At 55.0% G+C, this 21,212-nt stretch carries 26 protein-coding genes; 12 read left to right on the forward strand and 14 right to left on the reverse strand.

The genetic code is table 11. From position 1 onward, the window contains the following. Nucleotides 1–39: 39 nt before the first annotated feature. Both mdtG and ACQG11_RS18425 read right to left on the reverse strand, forming a co-directional pair. Nucleotides 40–1,275, reverse strand: coding sequence for a multidrug efflux MFS transporter MdtG (gene mdtG / locus ACQG11_RS18420; protein ID WP_022647708.1), 1,236 nt, complete (start codon nt 1,273–1,275; stop codon nt 40–42). A 141-nt stretch (nt 1,276–1,416) separates the two neighbouring features. Continuing rightward, nucleotides 1,417–2,343 carry a Kdo(2)-lipid IV(A) acyltransferase gene (locus ACQG11_RS18425; protein WP_022647709.1) on the reverse strand — a complete coding sequence of 309 codons (927 nt, stop codon included), beginning with the start codon at nt 2,341–2,343 and terminating at the stop codon, nt 1,417–1,419. A 218-nt stretch (nt 2,344–2,561) separates the two neighbouring features. Here ACQG11_RS18425 and ACQG11_RS18430 point away from each other — a divergent pair, with 218 nt between their 5' ends. Next, nucleotides 2,562–3,611, forward strand: coding sequence for a rhodanese-related sulfurtransferase (locus ACQG11_RS18430; RefSeq protein WP_022647710.1), 1,050 nt, complete (start codon nt 2,562–2,564; stop codon nt 3,609–3,611). A gap of 38 nt (nt 3,612–3,649) precedes the next feature. Here ACQG11_RS18430 and ACQG11_RS18435 read toward each other — a convergent pair whose 3' ends face one another. From ACQG11_RS18435 to mdtH, 9 genes are all read right to left on the reverse strand, one after another. After that, nucleotides 3,650–4,228, reverse strand: a complete 579-nt coding sequence (locus tag ACQG11_RS18435; protein WP_022647711.1) for a YceI family protein — start codon at nt 4,226–4,228, stop codon at nt 3,650–3,652. Between the two features lies 1 nt (nt 4,229). Beyond that, nucleotides 4,230–4,796, reverse strand: a complete 567-nt coding sequence (locus ACQG11_RS18440; RefSeq protein ID WP_022647712.1) for a cytochrome b — start codon at nt 4,794–4,796, stop codon at nt 4,230–4,232. Between the two features lie 226 nt (nt 4,797–5,022). Beyond that, the gene (locus ACQG11_RS18445; protein WP_022647713.1) at nt 5,023–5,136 is read right to left on the reverse strand and encodes a YceO family protein; all 114 of its coding nucleotides are present in this window, start codon (nt 5,134–5,136) and stop codon (nt 5,023–5,025) included. Between the two features lie 50 nt (nt 5,137–5,186). Further along, a complete protein-coding gene (gene solA, locus ACQG11_RS18450; RefSeq protein ID WP_426728655.1) occupies nt 5,187–6,305 on the reverse strand; it encodes an N-methyl-L-tryptophan oxidase in 1,119 nt (372 codons plus the stop codon). A gap of 114 nt (nt 6,306–6,419) precedes the next feature. After that, nucleotides 6,420–6,674 carry a biofilm formation regulator BssS gene (gene bssS / locus ACQG11_RS18455; protein ID WP_023299782.1) on the reverse strand — a complete coding sequence of 85 codons (255 nt, stop codon included), beginning with the start codon at nt 6,672–6,674 and terminating at the stop codon, nt 6,420–6,422. 274 nt (nt 6,675–6,948) lie between these two features. After that, a complete protein-coding gene (gene dinI / locus ACQG11_RS18460; protein WP_022647715.1) occupies nt 6,949–7,194 on the reverse strand; it encodes a DNA damage-inducible protein I in 246 nt (81 codons plus the stop codon). 75 nt (nt 7,195–7,269) lie between these two features. Further along, nucleotides 7,270–8,316 (reverse strand): dihydroorotase, encoded by a 1,047-nt coding sequence (gene pyrC, locus ACQG11_RS18465; protein WP_063853809.1) that lies wholly within the window; start codon nt 8,314–8,316, stop codon nt 7,270–7,272. A gap of 128 nt (nt 8,317–8,444) precedes the next feature. Beyond that, nucleotides 8,445–9,005: a lipoprotein gene (locus ACQG11_RS18470; protein WP_022647717.1), complete on the reverse strand. Its 561-nt coding sequence runs from the start codon at nt 9,003–9,005 to the stop codon at nt 8,445–8,447. A 120-nt stretch (nt 9,006–9,125) separates the two neighbouring features. Continuing rightward, nucleotides 9,126–10,334, reverse strand: a complete 1,209-nt coding sequence (mdtH, locus tag ACQG11_RS18475; protein WP_022647718.1) for a multidrug efflux MFS transporter MdtH — start codon at nt 10,332–10,334, stop codon at nt 9,126–9,128. Between the two features lie 236 nt (nt 10,335–10,570). On the opposite strand from mdtH, the gene rimJ reads away from it, so the two are divergent. The 4 genes from rimJ to murJ all read left to right on the forward strand — a co-directional run bounded on the left by rimJ (nt 10,571) and on the right by murJ (nt 14,406). Continuing rightward, a complete protein-coding gene (gene rimJ, locus ACQG11_RS18480) occupies nt 10,571–11,155 on the forward strand; it encodes a ribosomal protein S5-alanine N-acetyltransferase (protein WP_003858007.1) in 585 nt (194 codons plus the stop codon). Nucleotides 11,156–11,164: 9 nt separating this feature from the next. Next, nucleotides 11,165–11,815, forward strand: coding sequence for a YceH family protein (locus ACQG11_RS18485; RefSeq protein WP_045307934.1), 651 nt, complete (start codon nt 11,165–11,167; stop codon nt 11,813–11,815). A gap of 2 nt (nt 11,816–11,817) precedes the next feature. Then, a complete protein-coding gene (locus tag ACQG11_RS18490) occupies nt 11,818–12,741 on the forward strand; it encodes a Gfo/Idh/MocA family protein (RefSeq protein ID WP_023305857.1) in 924 nt (307 codons plus the stop codon). 129 nt (nt 12,742–12,870) lie between these two features. Next, entirely contained in the window at nt 12,871–14,406 is a 1,536-nt protein-coding gene (gene murJ, locus ACQG11_RS18495) for a murein biosynthesis integral membrane protein MurJ (protein WP_017384735.1), read from the forward strand. A 58-nt stretch (nt 14,407–14,464) separates the two neighbouring features. Here murJ and flgN read toward each other — a convergent pair whose 3' ends face one another. From flgN to flgA, 3 genes are all read right to left on the reverse strand, one after another. Continuing rightward, nucleotides 14,465–14,890, reverse strand: a complete 426-nt coding sequence (gene flgN, locus ACQG11_RS18500; RefSeq protein WP_022647721.1) for a flagella biosynthesis chaperone FlgN — start codon at nt 14,888–14,890, stop codon at nt 14,465–14,467. A 4-nt stretch (nt 14,891–14,894) separates the two neighbouring features. Then, nucleotides 14,895–15,188 (reverse strand): flagellar biosynthesis anti-sigma factor FlgM, encoded by a 294-nt coding sequence (gene flgM / locus ACQG11_RS18505; RefSeq protein WP_003858002.1) that lies wholly within the window; start codon nt 15,186–15,188, stop codon nt 14,895–14,897. Nucleotides 15,189–15,281: 93 nt separating this feature from the next. Further along, on the reverse strand, nt 15,282–15,941 hold the full coding sequence (gene flgA / locus ACQG11_RS18510; RefSeq protein ID WP_022647723.1) for a flagellar basal body P-ring formation chaperone FlgA: 660 nt from the start codon (nt 15,939–15,941) through the stop codon (nt 15,282–15,284). Nucleotides 15,942–16,098: 157 nt separating this feature from the next. Between flgA and flgB the strand changes: the two genes are divergently transcribed. The 7 genes from flgB to flgH are packed head-to-tail and all read left to right on the forward strand — an operon-like array spanning nt 16,099 to nt 21,206. Beyond that, complete coding sequence (gene flgB, locus ACQG11_RS18515) at nt 16,099–16,515, forward strand: flagellar basal body rod protein FlgB (protein ID WP_022647724.1); 417 nt, start codon at nt 16,099–16,101, stop codon at nt 16,513–16,515. Nucleotides 16,516–16,518: 3 nt separating this feature from the next. Beyond that, a complete protein-coding gene (flgC, locus tag ACQG11_RS18520; protein ID WP_003857997.1) occupies nt 16,519–16,923 on the forward strand; it encodes a flagellar basal body rod protein FlgC in 405 nt (134 codons plus the stop codon). Between the two features lie 11 nt (nt 16,924–16,934). After that, nucleotides 16,935–17,645 carry a flagellar hook assembly protein FlgD gene (gene flgD / locus ACQG11_RS18525; protein ID WP_003857994.1) on the forward strand — a complete coding sequence of 237 codons (711 nt, stop codon included), beginning with the start codon at nt 16,935–16,937 and terminating at the stop codon, nt 17,643–17,645. 26 nt (nt 17,646–17,671) lie between these two features. Further along, on the forward strand, nt 17,672–18,880 hold the full coding sequence (gene flgE, locus ACQG11_RS18530) for a flagellar hook protein FlgE (protein ID WP_045622627.1): 1,209 nt from the start codon (nt 17,672–17,674) through the stop codon (nt 18,878–18,880). A 20-nt stretch (nt 18,881–18,900) separates the two neighbouring features. Beyond that, complete coding sequence (locus ACQG11_RS18535) at nt 18,901–19,656, forward strand: flagellar basal body rod protein FlgF (RefSeq protein WP_022647727.1); 756 nt, start codon at nt 18,901–18,903, stop codon at nt 19,654–19,656. Between the two features lie 11 nt (nt 19,657–19,667). Next, entirely contained in the window at nt 19,668–20,450 is a 783-nt protein-coding gene (flgG, locus tag ACQG11_RS18540) for a flagellar basal-body rod protein FlgG (RefSeq protein WP_000625853.1), read from the forward strand. Nucleotides 20,451–20,507: 57 nt separating this feature from the next. Further along, entirely contained in the window at nt 20,508–21,206 is a 699-nt protein-coding gene (gene flgH / locus ACQG11_RS18545) for a flagellar basal body L-ring protein FlgH (RefSeq protein ID WP_023299788.1), read from the forward strand. Nucleotides 21,207–21,212: the final 6 nt, after the last annotated feature.

Genomic DNA, 21,212 nt, shown 5'->3' on the forward strand with positions numbered 1-21,212 from the left:
ATAGCTGATTATATGATTTTGCAAGTATGAATGCGTAAATTAGCCGTCACGATGTTGTGTTATGCGCGCCGGGCGTAGCGCCCGGGATAAGCTGAGCCAGGAATAAACAGCGTTGAACAGCACGACGCCTGCCGTCACGATAAAGACCGCCCGGAAACCGAAACTGGCCGAAACCCCCGCGCCGACCAGCGGCCCGGTGACGTTACCCAGATCGCGAAACGACTGGTTGTAGCTGAAAATACGCCCGGCAATCTGGTTGGTGGAGTTATAAACCAGCAGCGTCTGCACCGCCGGAAGCAACGCGCCGTCCGCTGCGCCCAGCAGAAAGCGCAACACGCCGAGCTGCCAGGGAGACTGCACCATCGACATGGGGATCAGCAGCAGGACGGAGAGGATCAGGGCGCAGATCAGAATTTTCTCCGGGCCGATGCGATCGCCCAGCTTGCCGAGTCGCGGCGCGCTCAGCAACGCGGCCACGCCGGGAACAGAGGCGATCAGGCCGCTAATAAAAGCAATGTTGCTGACGTTTCCCGCCAGATCGCGGACATAGAGCGTCAGAATAGGCGCGATTGAACCGGTGGCCACCTGAATAATCATGGTGGTCACAAACAGGCTCAGCACCAGCTTTGGGTTTTTCAGCGAGGCCAGCACATCCCGGGCGTGCAGCATCTCTTTTTTGGCTACCGGCGTGAAATTCTCACGGATGCAGATAAGCGTCACGAGGAAGCAGAGGAACAGCACGCTGGCGGTAATGAAGAATACCGGCCGCAGTCCGTAGTGGTCGGCCAGCAGCCCGCCCGCCAGCGGACCCAGCAGTGCGCCGCTTACGCCGCCAGTGGAGAGCGTACCCAATGCCCAGCCGCTTTTATGGCGTGGGATTTGGGTTGCGATCAGGGCGTTGGCATTGGGGATAAATCCCCCGAGCAGACCCAGGAGCGCGCGTAATATCAGGAACTGCCAGACATTTTGCGCCACCCCCATCAACAGCATTATGATCGCCATGCCGAGCGCGGAGCGCAGCAGCATAATTTTGCGGCCTTTGCGATCCGCAAGCCCACCCCAGAAAGGCGACGCAATGGCGGAGAACAGGAACGTAATGCTGAACACCAGGCCGGACCACATATTCAGTGCGCTATGGCCGGTGACGCCGAGCTGTTCAACGTAGAGGGGCAGGAAGGGCATTACCAGGCTAAAGGCGGCGCCAGTAAGAAAACAGCCCAGCCATGCAACCGTCAGGTTGCGTTTCCAGTTTATGGGAGCATCTGTGGAGGACATAACTATCCGCATAATGAGGTGCAGGGCACCGTGGCCAGTGAGGTAATAAGCCTGCTAATTATGCGCCTGGGGTATGATTGCCGCAATGACGGGGAGCTTTTAAAGCTAAAACTGCTTGCGGCCCGGAAGACCGCATGCAGATTAATAACGAGAAGGGACGCCCTGAGGCCGGGTTTTGAAGCGGCGATGCAGCCACATGTACTGCTCGGGAGCGAGCATAATGCATTTCTCCACAATGCCGTTCATCCAGCGCGCGGTAGTTTCCGCGTCGTCGAGCGGCGGAGCGAGTTCCGGCTCCAGCATGATGAGCTGATAGCCTGAACCGTCCGGCTTACGGCGCGGTACAAACGGCACGATAGCCGCTTTGGACATCCGCGCCAGCATCCAGGTCCCGGTGGTCGTCGCGGCCTCTTCCACCGCAAAGAACGGGACAAACACGCTGGATTGCGGGCCATAGTCATGATCCGGGGCATACCAGACCACTTCACCTGATTTGAGGGCGCGGATCATCCCTTTAAGGTCTTTGCGGTCGATCATGCTTTTATTCGAGCGCATGCGTCCGTTGGTCTGTATCAAATCGATCACCGGATTATCGTTGGGACGATAAACGCCAATACCCGGCGCCTGCATGCCGAACATGCGCGCGCCAATTTCGAGCGTCAGGAAATGAACGCCAATCAGCAGGACGCCAGTCTGGTTGGCCTGGAGATTATGCACCGGATCCATGCCGGTTCCGGCCACTTCCGTCCAGCGCGCCATGCGCTTATCCGACCAGAACCAGGCCATACCGGTCTCCATCAGTCCCATGCCGACAGATTCGAAGTTTTTAACCACCATGTCGTGACGCTCAGATTCGCTCATCTGAGGAAAGCAAAGCTCAAGATTTCGATACGCGATCCTGGCGCGACGCTTCATAAATTGTTGAGCAATGCGGCCCAGTCCTTTACCCATGCGGAAAATTACGGGATAAGGCAGCTGTACAATTAGCCACAACAAGCCAATGCCTGACCATGTTAACCAATAGCGTGGGTGTAAAAGCGCGGCAGTAAATTTCGGTAACTGGGTCATGTCTGTCCTGTGTTCTAACGTCCTGAAGGGCTATTGTCTCATTTTTTGAGGCATAGCCAAAATGTCTGTCATCGAAACATGAAAGAATATGCAAGTGTTAAGTCTGATTAATCAGGTTGACTGAAATGTAGCGTAAATTGTGTGGATGTAAATTGTCTTTGTTTGCTATATCATGCCGACCGATTTTTATTTCTCAACGATTGCAGGACTTGTACACCATGCCAGTGTTACACAACCGCGTTTCGAATGAGATGTTGAAAGCGCGTATGTTGGCCGAAACCGAACCGCGCACAACGATCTCTTTCTATAAATATTTTACCATCAACGATCCACAGGCGACCCGCGATGCGCTTTACCAGGCTTTCACCGCCCTGAACGTGTTTGGTCGCGTCTATCTGGCGCGTGAGGGTATTAACGCGCAGATCAGCGTGCCGGAAAGCAAAGTCAGCGCCTTCCGCGATCTCCTTTATGGTTTTGATCCGGCGCTTAACGGCTTACGCCTGAACATTGCGCTGGATGATGACGGCAAATCGTTCTGGGTGCTGCGCATGAAGGTGCGTGAGCGTATTGTGGCGGATGGCATCGACGATCCGAGCTTCAATGCCGCGAATGTGGGGGAGTACCTCAAGGCCGCTGAAGTGAACGCGATGCTCGACGATCCGGATGCAGTGTTCATCGATATGCGTAACCACTACGAATATGAAGTGGGCCACTTCGAGAATGCGATGGAAATTCCTGCCGACACTTTCCGTGAACAGCTGCCGAAAGCGGTTGAGATGATGCAGGAGCATAAAGACAAAAAGATCGTTATGTATTGCACCGGGGGGATCCGCTGCGAAAAAGCCAGTGCCTGGATGAAACACAACGGTTTTAATAAAGTCTGGCATATTGAGGGTGGGATCATTGAATATGCCCGCCGCGCCCGCGAGCAGGGGTTACCGGTGCGTTTTATCGGTAAAAACTTTGTGTTTGATGAGCGTATGGGCGAGCGAATTTCAGAGGACGTAATCGCTCACTGCCACCAGTGCGGTACGCCGTGCGACACGCATACCAACTGCAAAAACGACGGTTGTCATCTTCTGTTTATTCAGTGTCCTGCATGTGCCGAGAAGTTTAATGGCTGCTGTAGCGAGCTGTGCAGTGAAGAGAGTATCCTGCCTGAAGAAGAGCAACGTCGTCGCCGTGCCGGGCGCGAGAACGGGAATAAGATCTTTAATAAATCCCGGGGCCGACTGAATACCAAACTGGGTATTCCGGACCCGGAGTAAAACATTGCCCGGCGGCGTAAAAGCCTGCCGGGCCTGTTTTATGACTTCTGCTGAACGCCTTCCACCGAAATAATCAGCTCTACATCCTGCGATGCCGGTCCTAAATCTGTGGTGATATTAAAATCTTTCAGATGAATTTTGCCGGCGGCTTCAAAGCCAGCACGTTTTCCGCCCCACGGATCGTCGCCCTGGCCGATTAATTTCGCATCCAGTGTTACCGGTTTTGTTACGCCGTTCAGCGTAAGATTACCGGTAATAGCGAGCTTATCACCGTCTTTCTTCACTTCTGTCGACGCGAAAGTAGCTTGCGGGAATTTGCCTACGTTCAGGAATTCAGCGCTGCGCAGATGTTTATCACGCTCGGCGTGATTAGTGTCGACGCTGTTAGTATTAATGGTGACGTTTACTTTATCGGCAGCAGGGTTTTTCTCGTCGAAACTAAATGTGCCATCGAAATCATTGAACGTACCATATAACCAGCTGTAACCCAGATGCTGAATACGGAAATTGACGAAGGCATGCTGGCCTTCTTTATCAATTTTATAGTCGGCGGCAATGGCCGAACCGGTGGTAAATAACAGCGAACCTAATGCGATACCCAACAGGCGTTTTTTCATTTTATGCTCCAGAGTCAACTGACGAACGGCCAAGCATGCGCTTCAGCGTATCGTCTTTATCGATAAAGTGGTGTTTCAGGGCCGCAAGGCCATGCAGAACAGACAGGATCACCACGCTCCATGCCAGCCACAGATGAACCACACCTGCGGTGTCAGCCTGTGAACCGGCGTCAGCCAGCGTGGCAGGGACGTCAAAGAGCCCAAACACGCTGATCGGTTTGCCGTCTGCGGTCGAAATGAGATAACCGCTGATCAGAATGGCGAACAGCAGGGCATAGAGTGCGATATGTGCGCCAACAGCGCTTATGCGGGTAAGACGGCCATGGCTTTTGGGGGCAGGAGGGGGCGGAGAGAGATGTCGCCAGATCACGCGAAAAACCAGACCCATCATCAGCAGAACCCCAATGCTTTTGTGCAATTCGGGGGCCTGATGATACCAACCGTCATAATAGCTTAATGTCACCATCCAGAGGCCGAGACCAAACATGGCATAGACAGCAAGTGCAAATAGCCAGTGTAAACACATGGATATTATTCCGTAGCGGCTGGATGAGTTACGCCATTGCATATGAATTTCCGTTCTCAAATGACTGAGCAATAAAAATGGCCGGATTAATTAAATAATGCAACTGAAAAAAAGGAATAATGTTATTTAGTTATTTTATTTCAGCGAATTTGAATATGTTTCCGCAATGTATTTCAATCGCTTCGTTCAATAAATTTGAGATGACTTTTTATAAAAACTATAAGTTAAATAAGTTTAAAGGAGTGTCAATAAACGTCAGTGATGGTTTTCAGAAGAATACAATAAAGATGACGTCAACAATCGCCAGCAGCGACCAAAGGACAATGTAGAGCATGAAATGCTCGCGGATGTTATTGATAAGGTAATTCACCAGTCTGCGCATCATGATCCTCTCGCAAATCAGGCTCCGGTTATTCGGAGCCTGTAGCGGTATTATCGGCTAAAGCGCGAGAGCGCGAAGGGTTTGAGATCAAACGAAGGCGCAATCCCCTGAGCAAACTGGGCGGCGATTTCACCTAACACAGAGGCAAATTTAAACCCGTGACCGCTGAGCCCGGTTACGATCAGGGTGTTGTCGTGCCCAGGCAGGGTGTCGATGATGAAGTCTTCATCTGGCGTATTGTCGTAGGTGCACGCTGCGCCATAAAGCAACCCGCCTACGCCCGGCAGAATATTACGCAGGAACGTGAAGGCTTCGGAACCATCCTGCGGATAGGCTCCGTACGGCTTGCGTTCTTCCGCAGAGGAAATTACCTGTCCGCCGTTATGTTTGCCAATCTTGAGCGCGTCTTTTTCCGAGGGGAAACCGTAGTACTGGTCGCCATTAGGTAACTCGCCCGTGAACGCCGGGAATTTGTTCTGGCTGCTGTAACGCCCGTCAGACTGGAACCAGGAGAAGACTTTGCGTACCGGCTGGATGGGCAGATCCGGCAGCAGTTTCGTCACCCACGTTCCCGCACTGACCAGCAGGCGTGCGGCGGTATATTCACCTTCAGACGTGGTGACGTTTGAACCCCCGGCATGGTGGGTGATGCCCGTGACCGGACAGTTAAACAACTGTGCGCAGCCCGCTTTGGCGGCGAGATCAATCCATGTCTTAATGGCCGTTTCGCTGTGCAGTACCCCGGAATTGGATTCAAACAATCCAATGTAGTCTTCAGGGACAGAAATTTCCGGCCAGCGCGCCATTATGTCGTTCGCATCCAGACGCTCAACGTCCAGACGGTAGGCTTTCGCGCTCTCCTCGACCGTCGCCAGAAACGTGGAGTTGGCGGGCCCCAGATTAATAACCCCGGTGCGCTCAAAAATGCGTTCTTCGGTGAGTGCGGCCAGCTCATCCCACAGCGTCTGAGCCCGAAGCACCAGCGGTACATAGCGCTCACCTTCGCCGTAAGCGTGACGGATAAGACGGGTATCGCCGTGATGGCTTCCTTCAGAATGAGGGGGATGGTGGGCGTCAATCATCAGCACATTCAGACCCGCCTGCGTAGCGTAATAACCGGCTGCAGATCCAACGGAGCCGCTTCCGATAATGATCAAATCGTATTTCATAGGCTTCTCTTTACTAACGCTTTGTTAGCAGAGTAATTAACTATGTGGGCTTATACAAGAGCGAAATAAATAAGGCACCGCGAGGGTGCCTGTTGAGTGAAAAGGGGCATAAGGTCAATGCCGTTTATACTCATTTTCCTGGTAGTCGCCAGATTCTATTTTTGCGATGCCTGCTTCCAAAATAGAAATAAACTGACGGGCGACGTCTGTTGTAAGCCACAGCGTCTGTCCAACTTCCGCTTCGTCACGGTTTAGCTGATTCGGGGTCTGGTAGTGCAAACGCAGCATCAGCGCATCGTAGCTGTCTACGGTGCTGATATCCCAGCCAACGAGTGGATGGGTCTGGATGACTTCATTATTCTTTTCCATTATAACCCCCTTAATGCGTGTTAGAAGACAACGACTTTGAGGTTCAATGCATGTTTTTCTGAAAGCTTTTTCAGTATATCAATTAATAAGGGTTCCGCAGGAAAAAATAAACGGGTAGCAACACATTTTTCTGCTTTTTAGGATTGTTCGAACAATAAAACGTCATCTTGTTCACGATTTTCTAAGAAGATACTGAAATATTTTGAACTTTCAGGAGACGAAACGAAAAAAAGCCGGGGCGACCCGGCAAAAAAACACAATGAGGGAGCAAATTTTAATCAGTGATAAACCAGTCGTCGGCGCTTTCCCATGTTTCCTGCAAAATTTCGCTGATGCGGTCTTTGTCTTCTTTCGCGCCGCCAATGACGGAAAGATGGTTTGCTGTCGCATAACGTACCGTTATGGCGCCATCGTTTTCAGGAAAAGTGCTGTTAATACGTCGGGATAGCTCACCCGCCAGAGCGTCGAGTGCGCCAGCAGGCAGGACGGTGGTTTTGGCAATGGTGACTTCAATACGCATAAATGCCCCCTGTGTAATATACTGTTTATTTATACAGTTATATTGGCGGTTTGACAACAGGGGGATGACAATTTTTTAGCTTTTTACCGTCCAGCTTACGGTTTCACCGGCCAGGAAGGGGATCAGCGTATCGTCGGTGAGCTCAATCGACGCTTCAACCTGGCTTTCTTTGCGCTCCAGCTCAATGAACGTGTCATTAACCGGCAGACCGTAGAAACGCGGGCCGTTAAGGGAGCAGAAGGCTTCGAAATGGCCTAACGCATTCATCTCGTCAAAGACGGTTGCGTAACTTGCCAGGGCGGTCGGGGCGTTAAAGCAGCCTGCACAGCCGCAGCTCGCCTCTTTTCGGTGACGGGCATGCGGGGCGGAATCCGTGCCGAGGAACGCGCGCGGGAAGCCGCTGGCGACCAGCTCACGTAGCGCCTGCTGGTGGATATTGCGCTTGAGGATCGGCAGACAATACAGATGTGGGCGAACGCCACCCACCAGCATGTGGTTACGGTTAAACATCAGGTGCTGCGGGGTGATGGTGGCGGCAATCAATTCGTTTCCATCCCGGACATACTCTGCGGCATCTTTGGTCGTAATGTGTTCAAACACTACCTTCAGCCCAGGAAGACGCTGGCGCAGCGGCTCCATGACCGTTTCGATAAAACGCGCTTCGCGATCGAAAATATCAATGTCAGCGTGGGTCACTTCCCCGTGCACCAGCAGTGGCATTCCCAGTTTTTGCATACGCTCCAGAACGGGCATGATGGCGTCAATGCTCGTCACCCCATGGCTGGAGTTGGTGGTGGCGTTTGCCGGGTAGAGCTTCGCGGCGGTGAACACACCTTCGTTAAATCCGCGCTCAACCTCATTGGGATCCAGCGAGTCCGTCAGGTAGCAGGTCATCAACGGAGTAAAATCGTGCCCGGCCGGAACGGCGTCAAGGATACGCTGGCGATAGGCGATCGCGGCCTCGACGGTGGTGACTGGCGGAACCAGGTTAGGCATAACAATCGCACGGCCATAAATTTCGCTGGTATACGGCACGACGGTTTTCAGCATGTCGCCATCACGAAGATGGATATGCCAGTCGTCTGGGCGGCGGATTTTGAGAACCTGGGATTGTACAGTCATGGAAGCTCCGGCTTGAAAGGGATCAGTCATAAGATGGCTGTTTTTGCCGGACACAAATCATAAGCGGAAACGTTTTCGTTTGCACACTATTCCGTTAAAAAAAACGGGCGCCTGAGCGCCCGGAGTATTTAGTCGGTGAAAGGAATGATGATTTCACCCGGTTTCACCTCTATCCCTTTGGCATATTTTTTCGCCAGAGATTCGCCCTTACTCTTGTCTTCGCTCAGAACGTAGGCGGGCTGCTGGTTGAAATAGTTCTGTAACGACTGGTTGAGATAAGGCATCAGCGTTTGCAGCACCGGTTTCATTTTATCCGGCGTGATGACCGCATCGACGATTTCCATCTCTTGCAGGAAAATTGCCCCTTTCTCTTTATTGAAGACCGGCAGCGCCTTGAGCTTCAGCTTGATATCCGCTTTCTGATTGCCGAAGAGCGAGGTCATGTCCAGGCTGGCATCGCCGGACAGGGTGACTTTGTTAGGCTCCTCGCGCCCAATCTGGCTGGCGAGATTCGTCAGGACGATATGTGCATCCGCAAGGCCGGGCACGCCGATATCTTTTGAAAAGTTATTATGTTTTTCCAGCGCCTGATTAATTTCCTGCTCACTGACGGTGTACTGCGTAAGCTGGTTACATCCCACCAGCAGCCCACTGACAATTAACGCAGCGGCAATAACGATCTTTTTCATGGTGTTCCTCAACATAAAATCGGCGCATCTGTCCTGATACGCCAGTATGTCAGGGTGATCCTGGAGAAACCAGCAGAAAAAACTGATAGTGAAGGGAGGTAAATATCCTCCCCCAGAAGGTCAGGCGCCAGGCTCCAGCATCCCGCGGGTGCTGCGTTTATCACTGAACTGCCACCAGAGGGCAATCAGCGTCATAAAGCCGACCATACCGAGCATGACCCACGGCAGCTCCGGCTGATGGAGCGCTTTTCCGGCATCAAACAGCCAGCCGCCACCGGTGTAACCCAGCGCGCCACCAAGCGCCAGTCCGAGACGGCTGAAGCCCATGTAGCTGCCACGGGCCCGGGCGTCGGCAAGTGACGCGCTCAGGGTTTCACGGGCCGGCTCGGCAATGATTGAGCCAATATAGAAGGTGCAAATCAGCATAAACAGCTGCTGGAGTGAGCTCACCAGGCCGATGGGCATCATGCTCAGCGTCATCAGCAACAGCCCGGCCATCAGACGGTGCTCAAGCCGGAAACGGCGCTCGCTCCACCGGGCAATCGGATAGAGCAGAGTCAGAGAAAGGCAGGCCTCAATGGCATACATCCATTTTACCGCCGCCGGCGTGCCGGCAATATCGTTAACCATAATCGGCAGCATCAGCATGACCTGCACGGCGAGCATGTAGTAGCCGGTCAACGTTAAAACATAGGTGACGAAGCGTTTATCGCTCAGCACGCGGTCAAGCCCTTCCCGCACCGGCGCTTTTACCGTCGACAGCTTCCATGCAGGCAGAAACAGACCGTTAAACAGCGCGCAGAGAATAAACAGCACCGCGCCGGTGGCGCAGACCAGGCGGAAATCGTATTGCAGCAGCCAGCTTCCCAGCAGGGCGCCCACTACCGCGCCAGCGCTGTCCTGCATCATCAAAATTGAGAAGAAACGACCCCGGTGTTGCGGACGGATAAGCTTAACCACCAGCGCGGTACGCGGTGGGTCGAAAAGGGTGCCGCCAATCCCGGAAAGGAAACAGGAGAACCACAGCAGCCAGGGGTCATGAGCGATTGCCATCGTGGCGAATCCCGCCGCACGTAATAGCATGCCGGTGACGATCATCGGTTTCGCACCAAAGCGGTCGGCTATTGCCCCGCCAAACACGCCAAGACCCTGTTGTACAAACTGGCGTAAGCCCAGCGCGATCCCGACCATTAGCGCCGCCCAGCCCATTTGATCGACAAAACGAATCGATATAAGTGGAAAAACGACAAAAAAGCCGAGCACGACCAGCATGTTATCGACGAGCAGGAAATATTTACCCAGGCTCCTGGCCTGTGATACGCGGGACATTTTCCCTCCAGGGAAAATAAAAGGTGAGCACGCTAATATTCTGCGGTGTCGCCGCGCTTTTTCACATACCTGCTGGCGACAATATTTTTTTATCAAAAAGGTGCTTTGATAGAGAGTTCTCATCGAAAAATGTGAAAAGCGATAAAAATGGTATGTCACTGTTTTCACAGAAGGCACAGGCGCAGGTATAGTAAAGCTAACAGGCAGAGCAGAAGCGACGGGAAGGAGTGGTATCGATGTTTGGCTATCGCAGTAATGTGCCAAAAGTGCGTCTGACGACGGACAGGCTGGTCGTTCGTCTGGTGCATGAGCGTGATGCCTGGCGTCTGGCGGATTATTACGCCGAGAATCGCCAGTTTTTAAAACCCTGGGAACCCGTTCGGGACGAGAGCCATTGCTACCCCTCTGGCTGGCAGGCGCGCCTCAGTATGATTGCGGAATTTCACAAACAGGGAAGTGCGTTTTATTTCGCGCTTCTCGATCCGGAAGAGAAAGAGATCGTTGGCATTGCCAATTTTTCAAACGTAGTACGCGGGTCGTTTCACGCCTGCTATCTCGGGTATTCCATCGGCCAGAAATGGCAGGGGCAGGGGCTCATGTTTGAGGCGCTGACGGCGGCGATTCGCTACATGCAGCGCACGCAACATATCCATCGCATTATGGCGAACTACATGCCGCACAATAAGCGCAGCGGCGATCTGCTGGCCCGCCTGGGGTTTGAGAAAGAGGGCTATGCCAAAGATTATCTGCTGATTGACGGCGAGTGGCGGGACCATGTCCTCACCGCGCTCACCACGCAGGAGTGGACCGCGGGTCGTTAAGGAGAAAAGATGAAATATCAGTTAAATGGCGCCGAAGCGCGCGTGATTGGCTGCCTGCTGGAAAAGCAGGTTACGACGCCGGAACAGTATCCTCTTTCCGTGAATGCCGTCACGATGGCCTGCAACCAAAAGACGAACCGTGAGCCGGTGATGAACCTTGGCGAGTACGAGGTGCAGGATATCCTTGATGAGCTGGTGAAGCGCCACTACCTGCGCACCGTCAGCGGCTTCGGTAATCGCGTCACTAAATATGAACAGCGCTTTTGTAATTCCGAATTTGGCGATTTAAAACTCAGCGCCGCAGAAGTGGCGGTTATCACCACGCTGCTGCTGCGCGGGGCGCAGACGCCGGGTGAACTGCGCACACGCGCCTCCCGCATGCATGAGTTTCAGGATATGCAGGACGTTGAACAGACGCTGGAGGGATTAGCCTCACGCGAGGACGGTCCTTACGTGGTGCGTCTGGCCCGCGAGCCGGGCAAGCGTGAAAGCCGCTACATGCACCTGTTTAGCGGCGACGTGGAGTCCTCTACGCTGGCCGTCGAATCCGACACGCCAGCATCAAACGACAGCCTGACCGCGCGCGTGGCAGCCCTGGAAGACGAGGTTGCCGGGCTGAAGCAGCGTCTGGATGCTTTACTCGCACACCTGGGAGATTAACCGTGACTACATTACGCATTGGAGTGGTGGGGCTGGGCGGGATTGCGCAAAAAGCCTGGCTGCCCGTTTTAGGCGCCGCGTCAGACTGGACGCTGCAAGGGGCGTGGTCGCCCACCCGCGAGAAAGCAGAGCGCATCTGCAAAACCTGGCGCATCCCTTATGCTGGCTCACTCCAGGATTTAGCCCGTGAATGTGATGCGGTATTTGTGCATACCTCAACCGCGACGCACTTCCAGGTGGTGAGCGAGTTGCTGAACGCAGGCGTTCACGTCTGCGTTGATAAGCCGCTGGCGGAAAATGTGCAGGATGCTGAACGACTGATTGAGCTGGCCGCGCGTAAAAAGCTGACGCTGATGGTCGGCTTCAACCGCCGTTTTGCGCCGCTCTATCAGCAGCTTAAAGCGCAGTCCGGCTCGTTTGCCTCTCTGCGTATGGATAAGCACCGTACCGACAGCGTAGGGCCGAACGATCTGCGGTTCACGCTGCTGGATGATTATCTCCACGTCGTGGATACGGCCCTGTGGCTGAGTAACGGAAAAGCCCAGCTGCAAAGCGGCACGCTGCTGACCAACGAGCAGGGTGAAATGGTTTACGCCGAACATCATTTTGCCGTTGAGCATTTACAGGTGACGACCAGCATGCATCGTCGTGCGGGCAGCCAACGCGAGTCCGTGCAGGCCGTTACGGATGGCGCGCTGTATGACGTCACCGATATGCGAGAGTGGCGGGAAGAGAAGGGCAATGGCGTGCTCGCGTTACCCGTTCCCGGCTGGCAGAGCACCCTGGAGCAGCGTGGCTTTGTGGGCTGCGCGCGTCACTTCATTACCTGCGTGCAGAATCAGACGGTTCCTGAAACGTCCGGGGAGCAGGCCATTCTGGCGCAGCGCATCGTGGAACGACTCTGGCGCGAAGCCATGTCGGAATAACTCGCTGTAACATCTGCCGATAGTAATTCGTTGAAATCCGGTTAGACTAAGCGCCGCTTGTTGGCTTTGCCGGGTGGCGCTTTCGCTTATCCGTCCTGGAAATCCGTAGGGTTGTGGAACTTCACGTTAATGAACTTATTAAAATCGCTGGCGGCCGTCAGCTCGATGACCATGTTTTCCCGCGTGCTTGGCTTTGCGCGCGATGCCATTGTGGCAAGGGTTTTTGGCGCAGGGATGGCGACTGACGCCTTTTTCGTTGCGTTCAAGCTGCCGAACCTGCTGCGCCGTATTTTTGCCGAAGGGGCTTTCTCACAGGCATTTGTCCCGATCCTCGCGGAATATAAAAGCAAGCAGGGCGAAGATGCCACCCGCGTCTTTGTGGCTTACGTTTCCGGTTTACTGACGCTGGCGCTGGCGATCGTGACCGTACTGGGGATGCTGGCTGCGCCCTGGGTAATCATGGTAACGGCGCCGGGCTTTGCCGACACGGCGGATAAATTTGCCCTGACGACGCAACTGCTGCGGATAACCTTCCCCTATATTCTGCTGATTTCGCTGGCGTCGCTGGTGGGTGCCATCCTGAATACCTGGAACCGCTTCTCCGTGCCGGCCTTTGCCCCCACGTTCCTCAACGTCAGCATGATTGGCTTTGCGCTGTTCGCCGCGCCGCATTTTAACCCACCGGTGCTGGCGTTGGCCTGGGCCGTGACCGTCGGCGGGGTGTTACAGCTTGCTTACCAGCTCCCGCACCTGAAAAAGATCGGCATGCTGGTTCTGCCGCGCATTAATTTCAAAGATGCGGGCGCAATGCGCGTTATCAAACAGATGGGACCGGCAATACTCGGCGTGTCCGTCAGCCAGATCTCGCTTATCATCAATACCATCTTCGCCTCTTTCCTGGTGTCGGGCTCGGTGTCCTGGATGTACTACGCCGATCGTCTGATGGAGTTTCCATCCGGGGTGCTGGGCGTGGCGCTGGGGACTATTCTGCTGCCGTCGCTGTCGAAAAGTTTCGCCAGCGGCAACCACGATGAATACTGCCGCCTGATGGACTGGGGTCTGCGTCTCTGTTTTCTGCTGGCGCTGCCAAGCGCGGTGGCGCTGGGGATCCTGGCGAAACCGCTGACGGTGTCGTTGTTCCAGTATGGAAAATTCACCGCCTTTGATGCCGCCATGACCCAGCGTGCGCTCGTAGCCTACTCGGTGGGGCTGATGGGGCTGATTGTCGTGAAGGTGCTTGCGCCCGGCTTCTATTCTCGTCAGGACATCAAAACGCCGGTTAAGATTGCCATTGTGACGCTGATCATGACGCAGCTGATGAACCTGGCGTTTATTGGTCCGCTGAAACACGCGGGTCTGTCACTGTCGATTGGTCTGGCGGCCTGTCTCAACGCCGGGCTGCTGTACTGGCAGCTGCGTAAGCAGGATATCTTCACCCCGCAGCCGGGCTGGGCAAGCTTCCTGCTGCGTCTGGCGATCGCGGTAGTAGTGATGGCGGCCGCGCTGGTTGGCATGCTGTACGTGATGCCTGAGTGGGCGCAGGGCACCATGCCTTACCGCCTGATGCGTCTGATGGCCGTGGTGGTGGTCGGGGTGGTGGCGTACTTTGCCACGCTGGCGGTGCTTGGCTTCAAGGTGAAAGAGTTTACCCGCCGCACGGTATAAACGCCAAAAGGGGAGTCACCAGAAGGTGCTCCCCGCTTCATGACATGCCGCTAGTGCGTCAAATCGAAATCTTTTTCCCGCCCGTGATACGTGCCGTGGCCGTTTGACCATCCGCACCGTACAGCCCCGGCTCTTTATAGGGCTTTAACACCTCAAGCGCCTGCTGATTACGGATAATCTGACCTTCCAGCAGCCAGCCGTTATGCTGGTTGAGATCGCGAAGATGCTGGGTTTTTTCTGTAATGGTCTGCCAGCGTTCGTTGATCTCATCATTGGCGCTGCGTTTCGTGTCTTGCTCAGCGCGTCGCTGTTTTTCCAGATAATCCAGGGTCGCCAGCAGCGAGCTTTTATCTTCAGTAATGCGTTGCAACGCGCTGCCGTTGATTTGACCAGAAGAGAGGTGGTGCTGTTCTGCGTCCATCACCGTTTTCAGGTCGTTCAGGACCACCGTCATCTGATCCAGTATTTCTGACAGTCGACTCATACGGTTAGTTACTCTGGAGGAAACTCTGTGCGTCCTGAATCAGCGCATCAGCGATTTTGCTGGTATCCATTTTCAGTTCGCCGTTACGGATAGCCGTTTTCAGCGCTTCAACTCGTTCCATGTTGATATCGCTGCTGCCTGGCTGCATCAGCTTCGACTGCGCATCGCTCAGCGTGACGCTGGTGCTGTTAGCCGTCGAGGTTTTTTCCAGACGCGTTTTTTGCGGGGCAGCCTCATTCGTTTCGCGAGGTTGTACAGTGCTAACCGGCTTCAGGGCTGATGTACGATCAATGCTCATAGTGTTGTCCTCATCGAGGGTTCGCGGCGTTTGCGCCTGACATCATCATTTGTTGAATATTTATCGGCAGTCGCCGCGAAATCTTTAAAAAGATTACAGGTTAATCAGAATATTCCCATCAGGACCGACCGTGCCGCTGACCACCTGGCCTGAGGACATTCTGACCCGGGCATTTTGCGCCACTGCGGCATTATTCAGCGCTTTTCCTTCACTGTTGATACTAAAGCCTTCGCCATTGGCGACTACCATCACCTGTTGTCCCGCCTTCACCCGCCACGCCTGTCGCAGCATAGAGAGCTGTATCGCCTGTCCAGGAGCGACATCGCGCAGGCTGACTGCCTCCTGAGCCTGGTTAATATCCAGCATCGTCCGCGGTGGAAGCTGATCCAGACGGCCTCGCTTCAGCGTTACGCTGTCTGGTTGCAGCAGGCTGCCCCGGGGAATGGGAACGGCGGCGACAACATAATTGCCTGTCGCCTGAACCGCAACCTGTAAATAACGTTTTTCGTTGGCGCAACGCGCCAGCACATTCACGTTGCCCCATAATCGGGTGCTGCCGGTCACGCTAAATGACGGGGCTTCGCAGGAAGGGTAAAGGTTAGGCGGGGTGCGTACGGTCACGCGTACGTCATCGCTGAAACCGGCCAGCTTCTGCGCAAAGAATGCATTGAGCTGGTTCTCTAACCCCTCAGCCTGCACAAGAGGGCTCAAAAGCAGCAGGGTCGCCGCAAGGCCACGTTTAAAAGTCCGCATCGCACGTTCCACCATGTCCAGAATTAAGCAAATTCTACCCGCAGTGGTTTTCCATCAACGCAACAAATAGCGACGCATTTTGCGCTTATTCCGTCGATAGGGGAGACGGGGTGAGATTTAAGCTGTGAACTGAAATTTTCTCATCAGCGGAGGAGACATGCTCGATAAACTCGACGCCGCGTTACGTTTTCAGCAGGAAGCGCTCAACTTACGCGCCCAGCGGCAGGAAATTTTAGCCGCCAATATCGCCAACGCGGACACCCCCGGGTATCAGGCGCGCGATATTGATTTTTCCAGTGAACTCAAAAAAGTGATGGAGCGTGGACGTGCCGAAGGGACGGGTGTCTCACTTGCCCTGACATCCTCACGGCATATTCCCGCTCAGGCGATGACCGCGCCATCAACTGACTTACTTTATCGTGTCCCCGATCAGCCCTCGCTTGACGGCAATACCGTCGACATGGACCGGGAGCGCACACAGTTTGCCGATAACAGCCTGCAATACCAGACAGGCCTGACGCTACTCGGCGGGCAAATCAAAGGCATGATGACCGTCCTGCAGGGGGGCAATTAGTAAATGGCCTTGCTGAATATTTTTGATATCGCCGGTTCGGCATTAACGGCGCAGTCCAAACGACTGAACGTGGCAGCCAGTAACCTGGCCAACGCCGACAGCGTGACCGGACCTGACGGACAACCGTATCGCGCTAAACAGGTCGTCTTCCAGGTTGATGCTGCACCGGGTGCGGCAACGGGCGGCGTGAAAGTGGCGGACGTGGTTGAGAGCCAGGCGCCCGACAAGCTGGTTTACGAGCCAGGCAACCCGCTCGCGGATGCCAGCGGCTACGTGAAAATGCCGAACGTGGATGTGGTCGGGGAGATGGTGAACTCCATGTCCGCGTCACGCAGCTACCAGGCAAACGTCGAAGTGCTTAATACCGTGAAGAGCATGATGCTCAAAACACTCACTCTCGGCCAGTAAAGGAGACACGCATGTCCATCGCCGTAAACGTGAATGACCCGACAAATACCGGCGTCAACAGCACCAGTAGTGCAACCGGTTCCAGCTCTCTCACCGGGAGCAATGCCTCCGATTTACAGAGCAGCTTTCTGACCCTGCTGGTGGCACAGCTGAAAAATCAGGACCCGACCAATCCGATGCAGAATAACGAACTGACCACGCAGCTTGCGCAGATCAGTACCGTCAGCGGCATTGAGAAACTGAACACCACGCTCGGCTCGGTCTCCGGTCAAATCGATAACAGCCAGTCCTTGCAGGCCGCCAACCTGATCGGTCACGGGGTGATGATCCCGGGGACCACGATTCTGGCGGGCACCAGCACCACCGATGGCACGTCCACCACCACCACGACGCCGTTTGGCGTTGAGTTGCAGCAGCCAGCCGACAAAGTCACCGCCACCATCAAAGACGCCAGCGGCAACGTGGTGCGCACGATTGAGATTGGCGAGCTTAAAGCGGGCGTTCATACATTTACCTGGGATGGCAGCCTGACCGACGGCACTAAAGCGCCTAACGGCTCGTATCAGGTTGCGATTAGCGCCAGCAACGGCACCACGCAGCTGGTGGCTCAGCCGCTACAGTTTGCCCTGGTTCAGGGCGTCATCAAAGGTAGCGATGGCAACAAACTGGATTTGGGTACCTCCGGTACCACCACACTCGACGAAGTTCGGCAGATTATCTAAGCCTTCATACTTATCAGGAGTAAGTCATGGCCTTTTCTCAAGCGGTCAGCGGCCTGAATGCTGCGGCCACCAACCTGGACGTCATTGGCAACAACATCGCCAACTCCGCGACCTATGGTTTTAAATCCGGTTCTGCGTCTTTTGCAGATATGTTTGCAGGCTCTAAAGTGGGCCTGGGCGTGAAGGTTGCGGGTATCACCCAGGACTTCACCGACGGGACGACCACCAACACCGGTCGTGGTCTGGATGTCGCCATCAGCCAGAACGGTTTCTTCCGTATGGTGGATGCCAACGGTTCCGTGTTCTACAGCCGCAACGGCCAGTTTAAGCTGGATGAAAACCGTAACCTGGTGAACATGCAGGGGCTACAGTTAACCGGATATCCGGTTGCCGGCACGCCGCCGACGGTGCAAACCGGTGCGAATCCGCAGGCGATCACCATCCCAACGACGCTGATGGCGGCGAAGTCCACCACCACGGCCTCTCAGCAGATCAACCTGAACTCCACCGATACCGCGCCAACCGTCGCATTCGACCCGGCCAACCCTGACTCTTACAACAAGAAAGGCACCGTGACGGTGTTTGACAGTCAGGGTAATGCGCACAACATGAACCTGTTTTATGTCAAAGACGCTACTCCAGCTAACTCCTGGAAGGTGTATTCGCAGGACGGCAGCGTAGCGGGAGATGCAGCGAAACTGGCAACCACATTGGTCTTTAATGAGAGCGGTGTGTTGACCGGCGGTGGGGAAGTCGATATCGAGACCGGGGAGATCACTGGTGCAACGGCGGCAACCTTCAAAATGAGTTTCGCCAACTCCATGCAGCAAAACACCGGTGCGAACAACATCGTGGCGACGAGCCAGAACGGCTATAAGCCGGGCGATCTGGTGAGCTACCAGATCAACGATGACGGTACCGTTGTCGGTAACTACTCCAACGAACAGACCCAGGTGCTGGGCCAGATCGTGCTGGCAAACTTTGCCAACAACGAAGGCCTGAAGTCCGAAGGGGATAACGTCTGGTCTGCCACGCAGTCTTCCGGTGTTGCCCTGCTGGGTACCGCGGGTTCCGGTAACTTCGGCACGCTGACCAACGGCGCGCTGGAAGCCTCCAACGTCGATCTGAGTAAAGAGCTGGTGAACATGATTGTCGCGCAACGTAACTACCAGTCCAACGCGCAGACCATCAAAACCCAGGATCAGATCCTCAACACGCTGGTTAACCTGCGTTAAGCGGCTGACGGGAAAGCGCAATGGATCACGCAATATATACAGCGATGGGGGCTGCAAGCCAGACGCTCAATCAGCAGGCTGTTACCGCCAGCAACCTGGCGAACGCCTCCACGCCTGGTTTTCGTGCACAGCTCAACGCACTGCGTGCGGTGCCGGTAGAAGGGCTGTCATTGCCCACGCGTACGCTGGTCACCGCCTCCACGCCGGGCGCCGACATGACGCCAGGCCAGATGGATTACACCGCGCGTCCGCTGGACGTTGCCCTTCAGCAGGACGGCTGGCTGGCGGTGCAAACGGCTGACGGCGCAGAAGGGTATACCCGCAACGGTAACATTCAGGTGAGCGCCACCGGACAGTTGACGATTCAGGGGCATCCGGTGATGGGCGAAGCCGGTCCGCTGACGGTGCCGGAAGGGTCAGAGTTGACCATTGCGGCAGACGGGACGATCTCGGCATTGAATCCGGGCGACCCGGCGAACACCGTTGCGCCTGTCGGTCGTCTGAAGCTGGTGAAAGCGGAAGGCAACGAAGTGCAGCGTGGTGATGACGGTATGTTCCGTCTGACCCAGGCGGCGCAGGCCACGCGTGGCGCCACGTTACAGGCCGACCCGACCATCCGCGTGATGTCCGGCGTGCTGGAAGGCAGTAACGTCAAACCGGTCGAAGCCATGACCGACATGATCGCCAGCGCCCGCCGCTTCGAAATGCAGATGAAAATCATCAGCAGCGTCGATGAAAACGCAGGCAAGGCTAACCAACTTCTGGCTATGAGTTAACAGGACTCCCTATGATCAGTTCTTTATGGATCGCGAAAACCGGTCTGGACGCACAGCAAACCAATATGGATGTAATTGCCAACAACCTGGCAAACGTCAGCACCAATGGTTTCAAGCGCCAGCGTGCGGTTTTCGAAGATTTGCTTTATCAAACGATTCGTCAGCCAGGGGCGCAGTCTTCTGAGCAAACCACGCTGCCGTCCGGTCTGCAAATTGGTACCGGCGTACGCCCTGTCGCCACCGAGCGTCTGCACAGCCAGGGCAACCTGTCCCAGACCAACAACAGCAAAGACGTTGCCATCAAAGGTCAGGGTTTCTTCCAGGTGCAACTGCCTGACGGGACCTCCGCCTATACCCGCGATGGCTCGTTCCAGGTGGATCAGAATGGTCAGCTGGTGACGGCGGGCGGCTTCCAGGTTCAGCCTGCGATCACCATCCCGGCGAACGCGCTGAGCATCACCATTGGCCGTGACGGTATCGTCAGTGTCACTCAGCAAGGTCAGGCCGCGCCGGTCCAGGTTGGTCAGCTCAACCTGACGACCTTCATGAACGATACCGGACTGGAAAGCATCGGTGAGAACCTCTACACCGAAACGCAGTCTTCCGGCACGCCAAATGAAAGTACCCCCGGCCTGAACGGTGCGGGGCTGCTGTACCAGGGGTATGTGGAAACCTCGAACGTTAACGTGGCGGAAGAGCTGGTGAATATGATCCAGGTCCAGCGCGCCTATGAAATTAACAGTAAAGCAGTGTCGACGACCGACCAGATGCTGCAAAAACTGACGCAACTCTAAGGTGTAGCCCGGTGCGGTAAACGTCGCACCGGCTCCCTGTTTTCGAAGATGAAGGCAATGCAAAAAAACGCGGCGTTTCGTTATCCGATCCTGACTGTTCTGGCTGTCACCCTCAGCGGGTGTGCCTGGATCCCGTCTAAACCATTGGTACAGGGTGCGACTACCGCCCAACCCGTTCCCGGCCCCTCGCCGGTGGTGAACGGCTCTATTTTCCAGACCGCGCAGCCGATTAACTACGGTTATCAGCCGCTGTTTGAAGACCGTCGTCCGCGTAACGTCGGCGATACGCTGACCATTGTGTTGCAGGAAAACGTCAGCGCGAGCAAGAGCTCGTCGGCGAACGCCAGCCGCGACGGCAAAACCAATTTTGGCTTCGACACCGTACCGCGCTATCTGCAAGGGCTGTTCGGCAACGCCCGTGCGGATGTGGAAGCCTCCGGCGGCAACACCTTTAACGGTAAAGGTGGCGCGAACGCCAGCAATACCTTCAGCGGAACGCTGACGGTAACGGTTGACCAGGTTCTGGTGAACGGCAACCTGCACGTGGTGGGCGAAAAACAGATCGCCATTAACCAGGGTACGGAATTCATTCGCTTCTCCGGTGTGGTTAACCCTCGCACTATCAGCGGCACCAACACCGTACCGTCCACACAGGTGGCGGATGCGCGCATTGAGTACGTCGGCAACGGCTACATCAACGAAGCGCAAAATATGGGCTGGCTGCAACGCTTCTTCCTTAACTTATCGCCGATGTAAGCGAGG

Origin of the sequence: Enterobacter cloacae complex sp. 372C4, from assembly GCF_050030615.1 — a bacterium.
GTDB lineage: Bacteria > Pseudomonadota > Gammaproteobacteria > Enterobacterales > Enterobacteriaceae > Enterobacter > Enterobacter intestinihominis.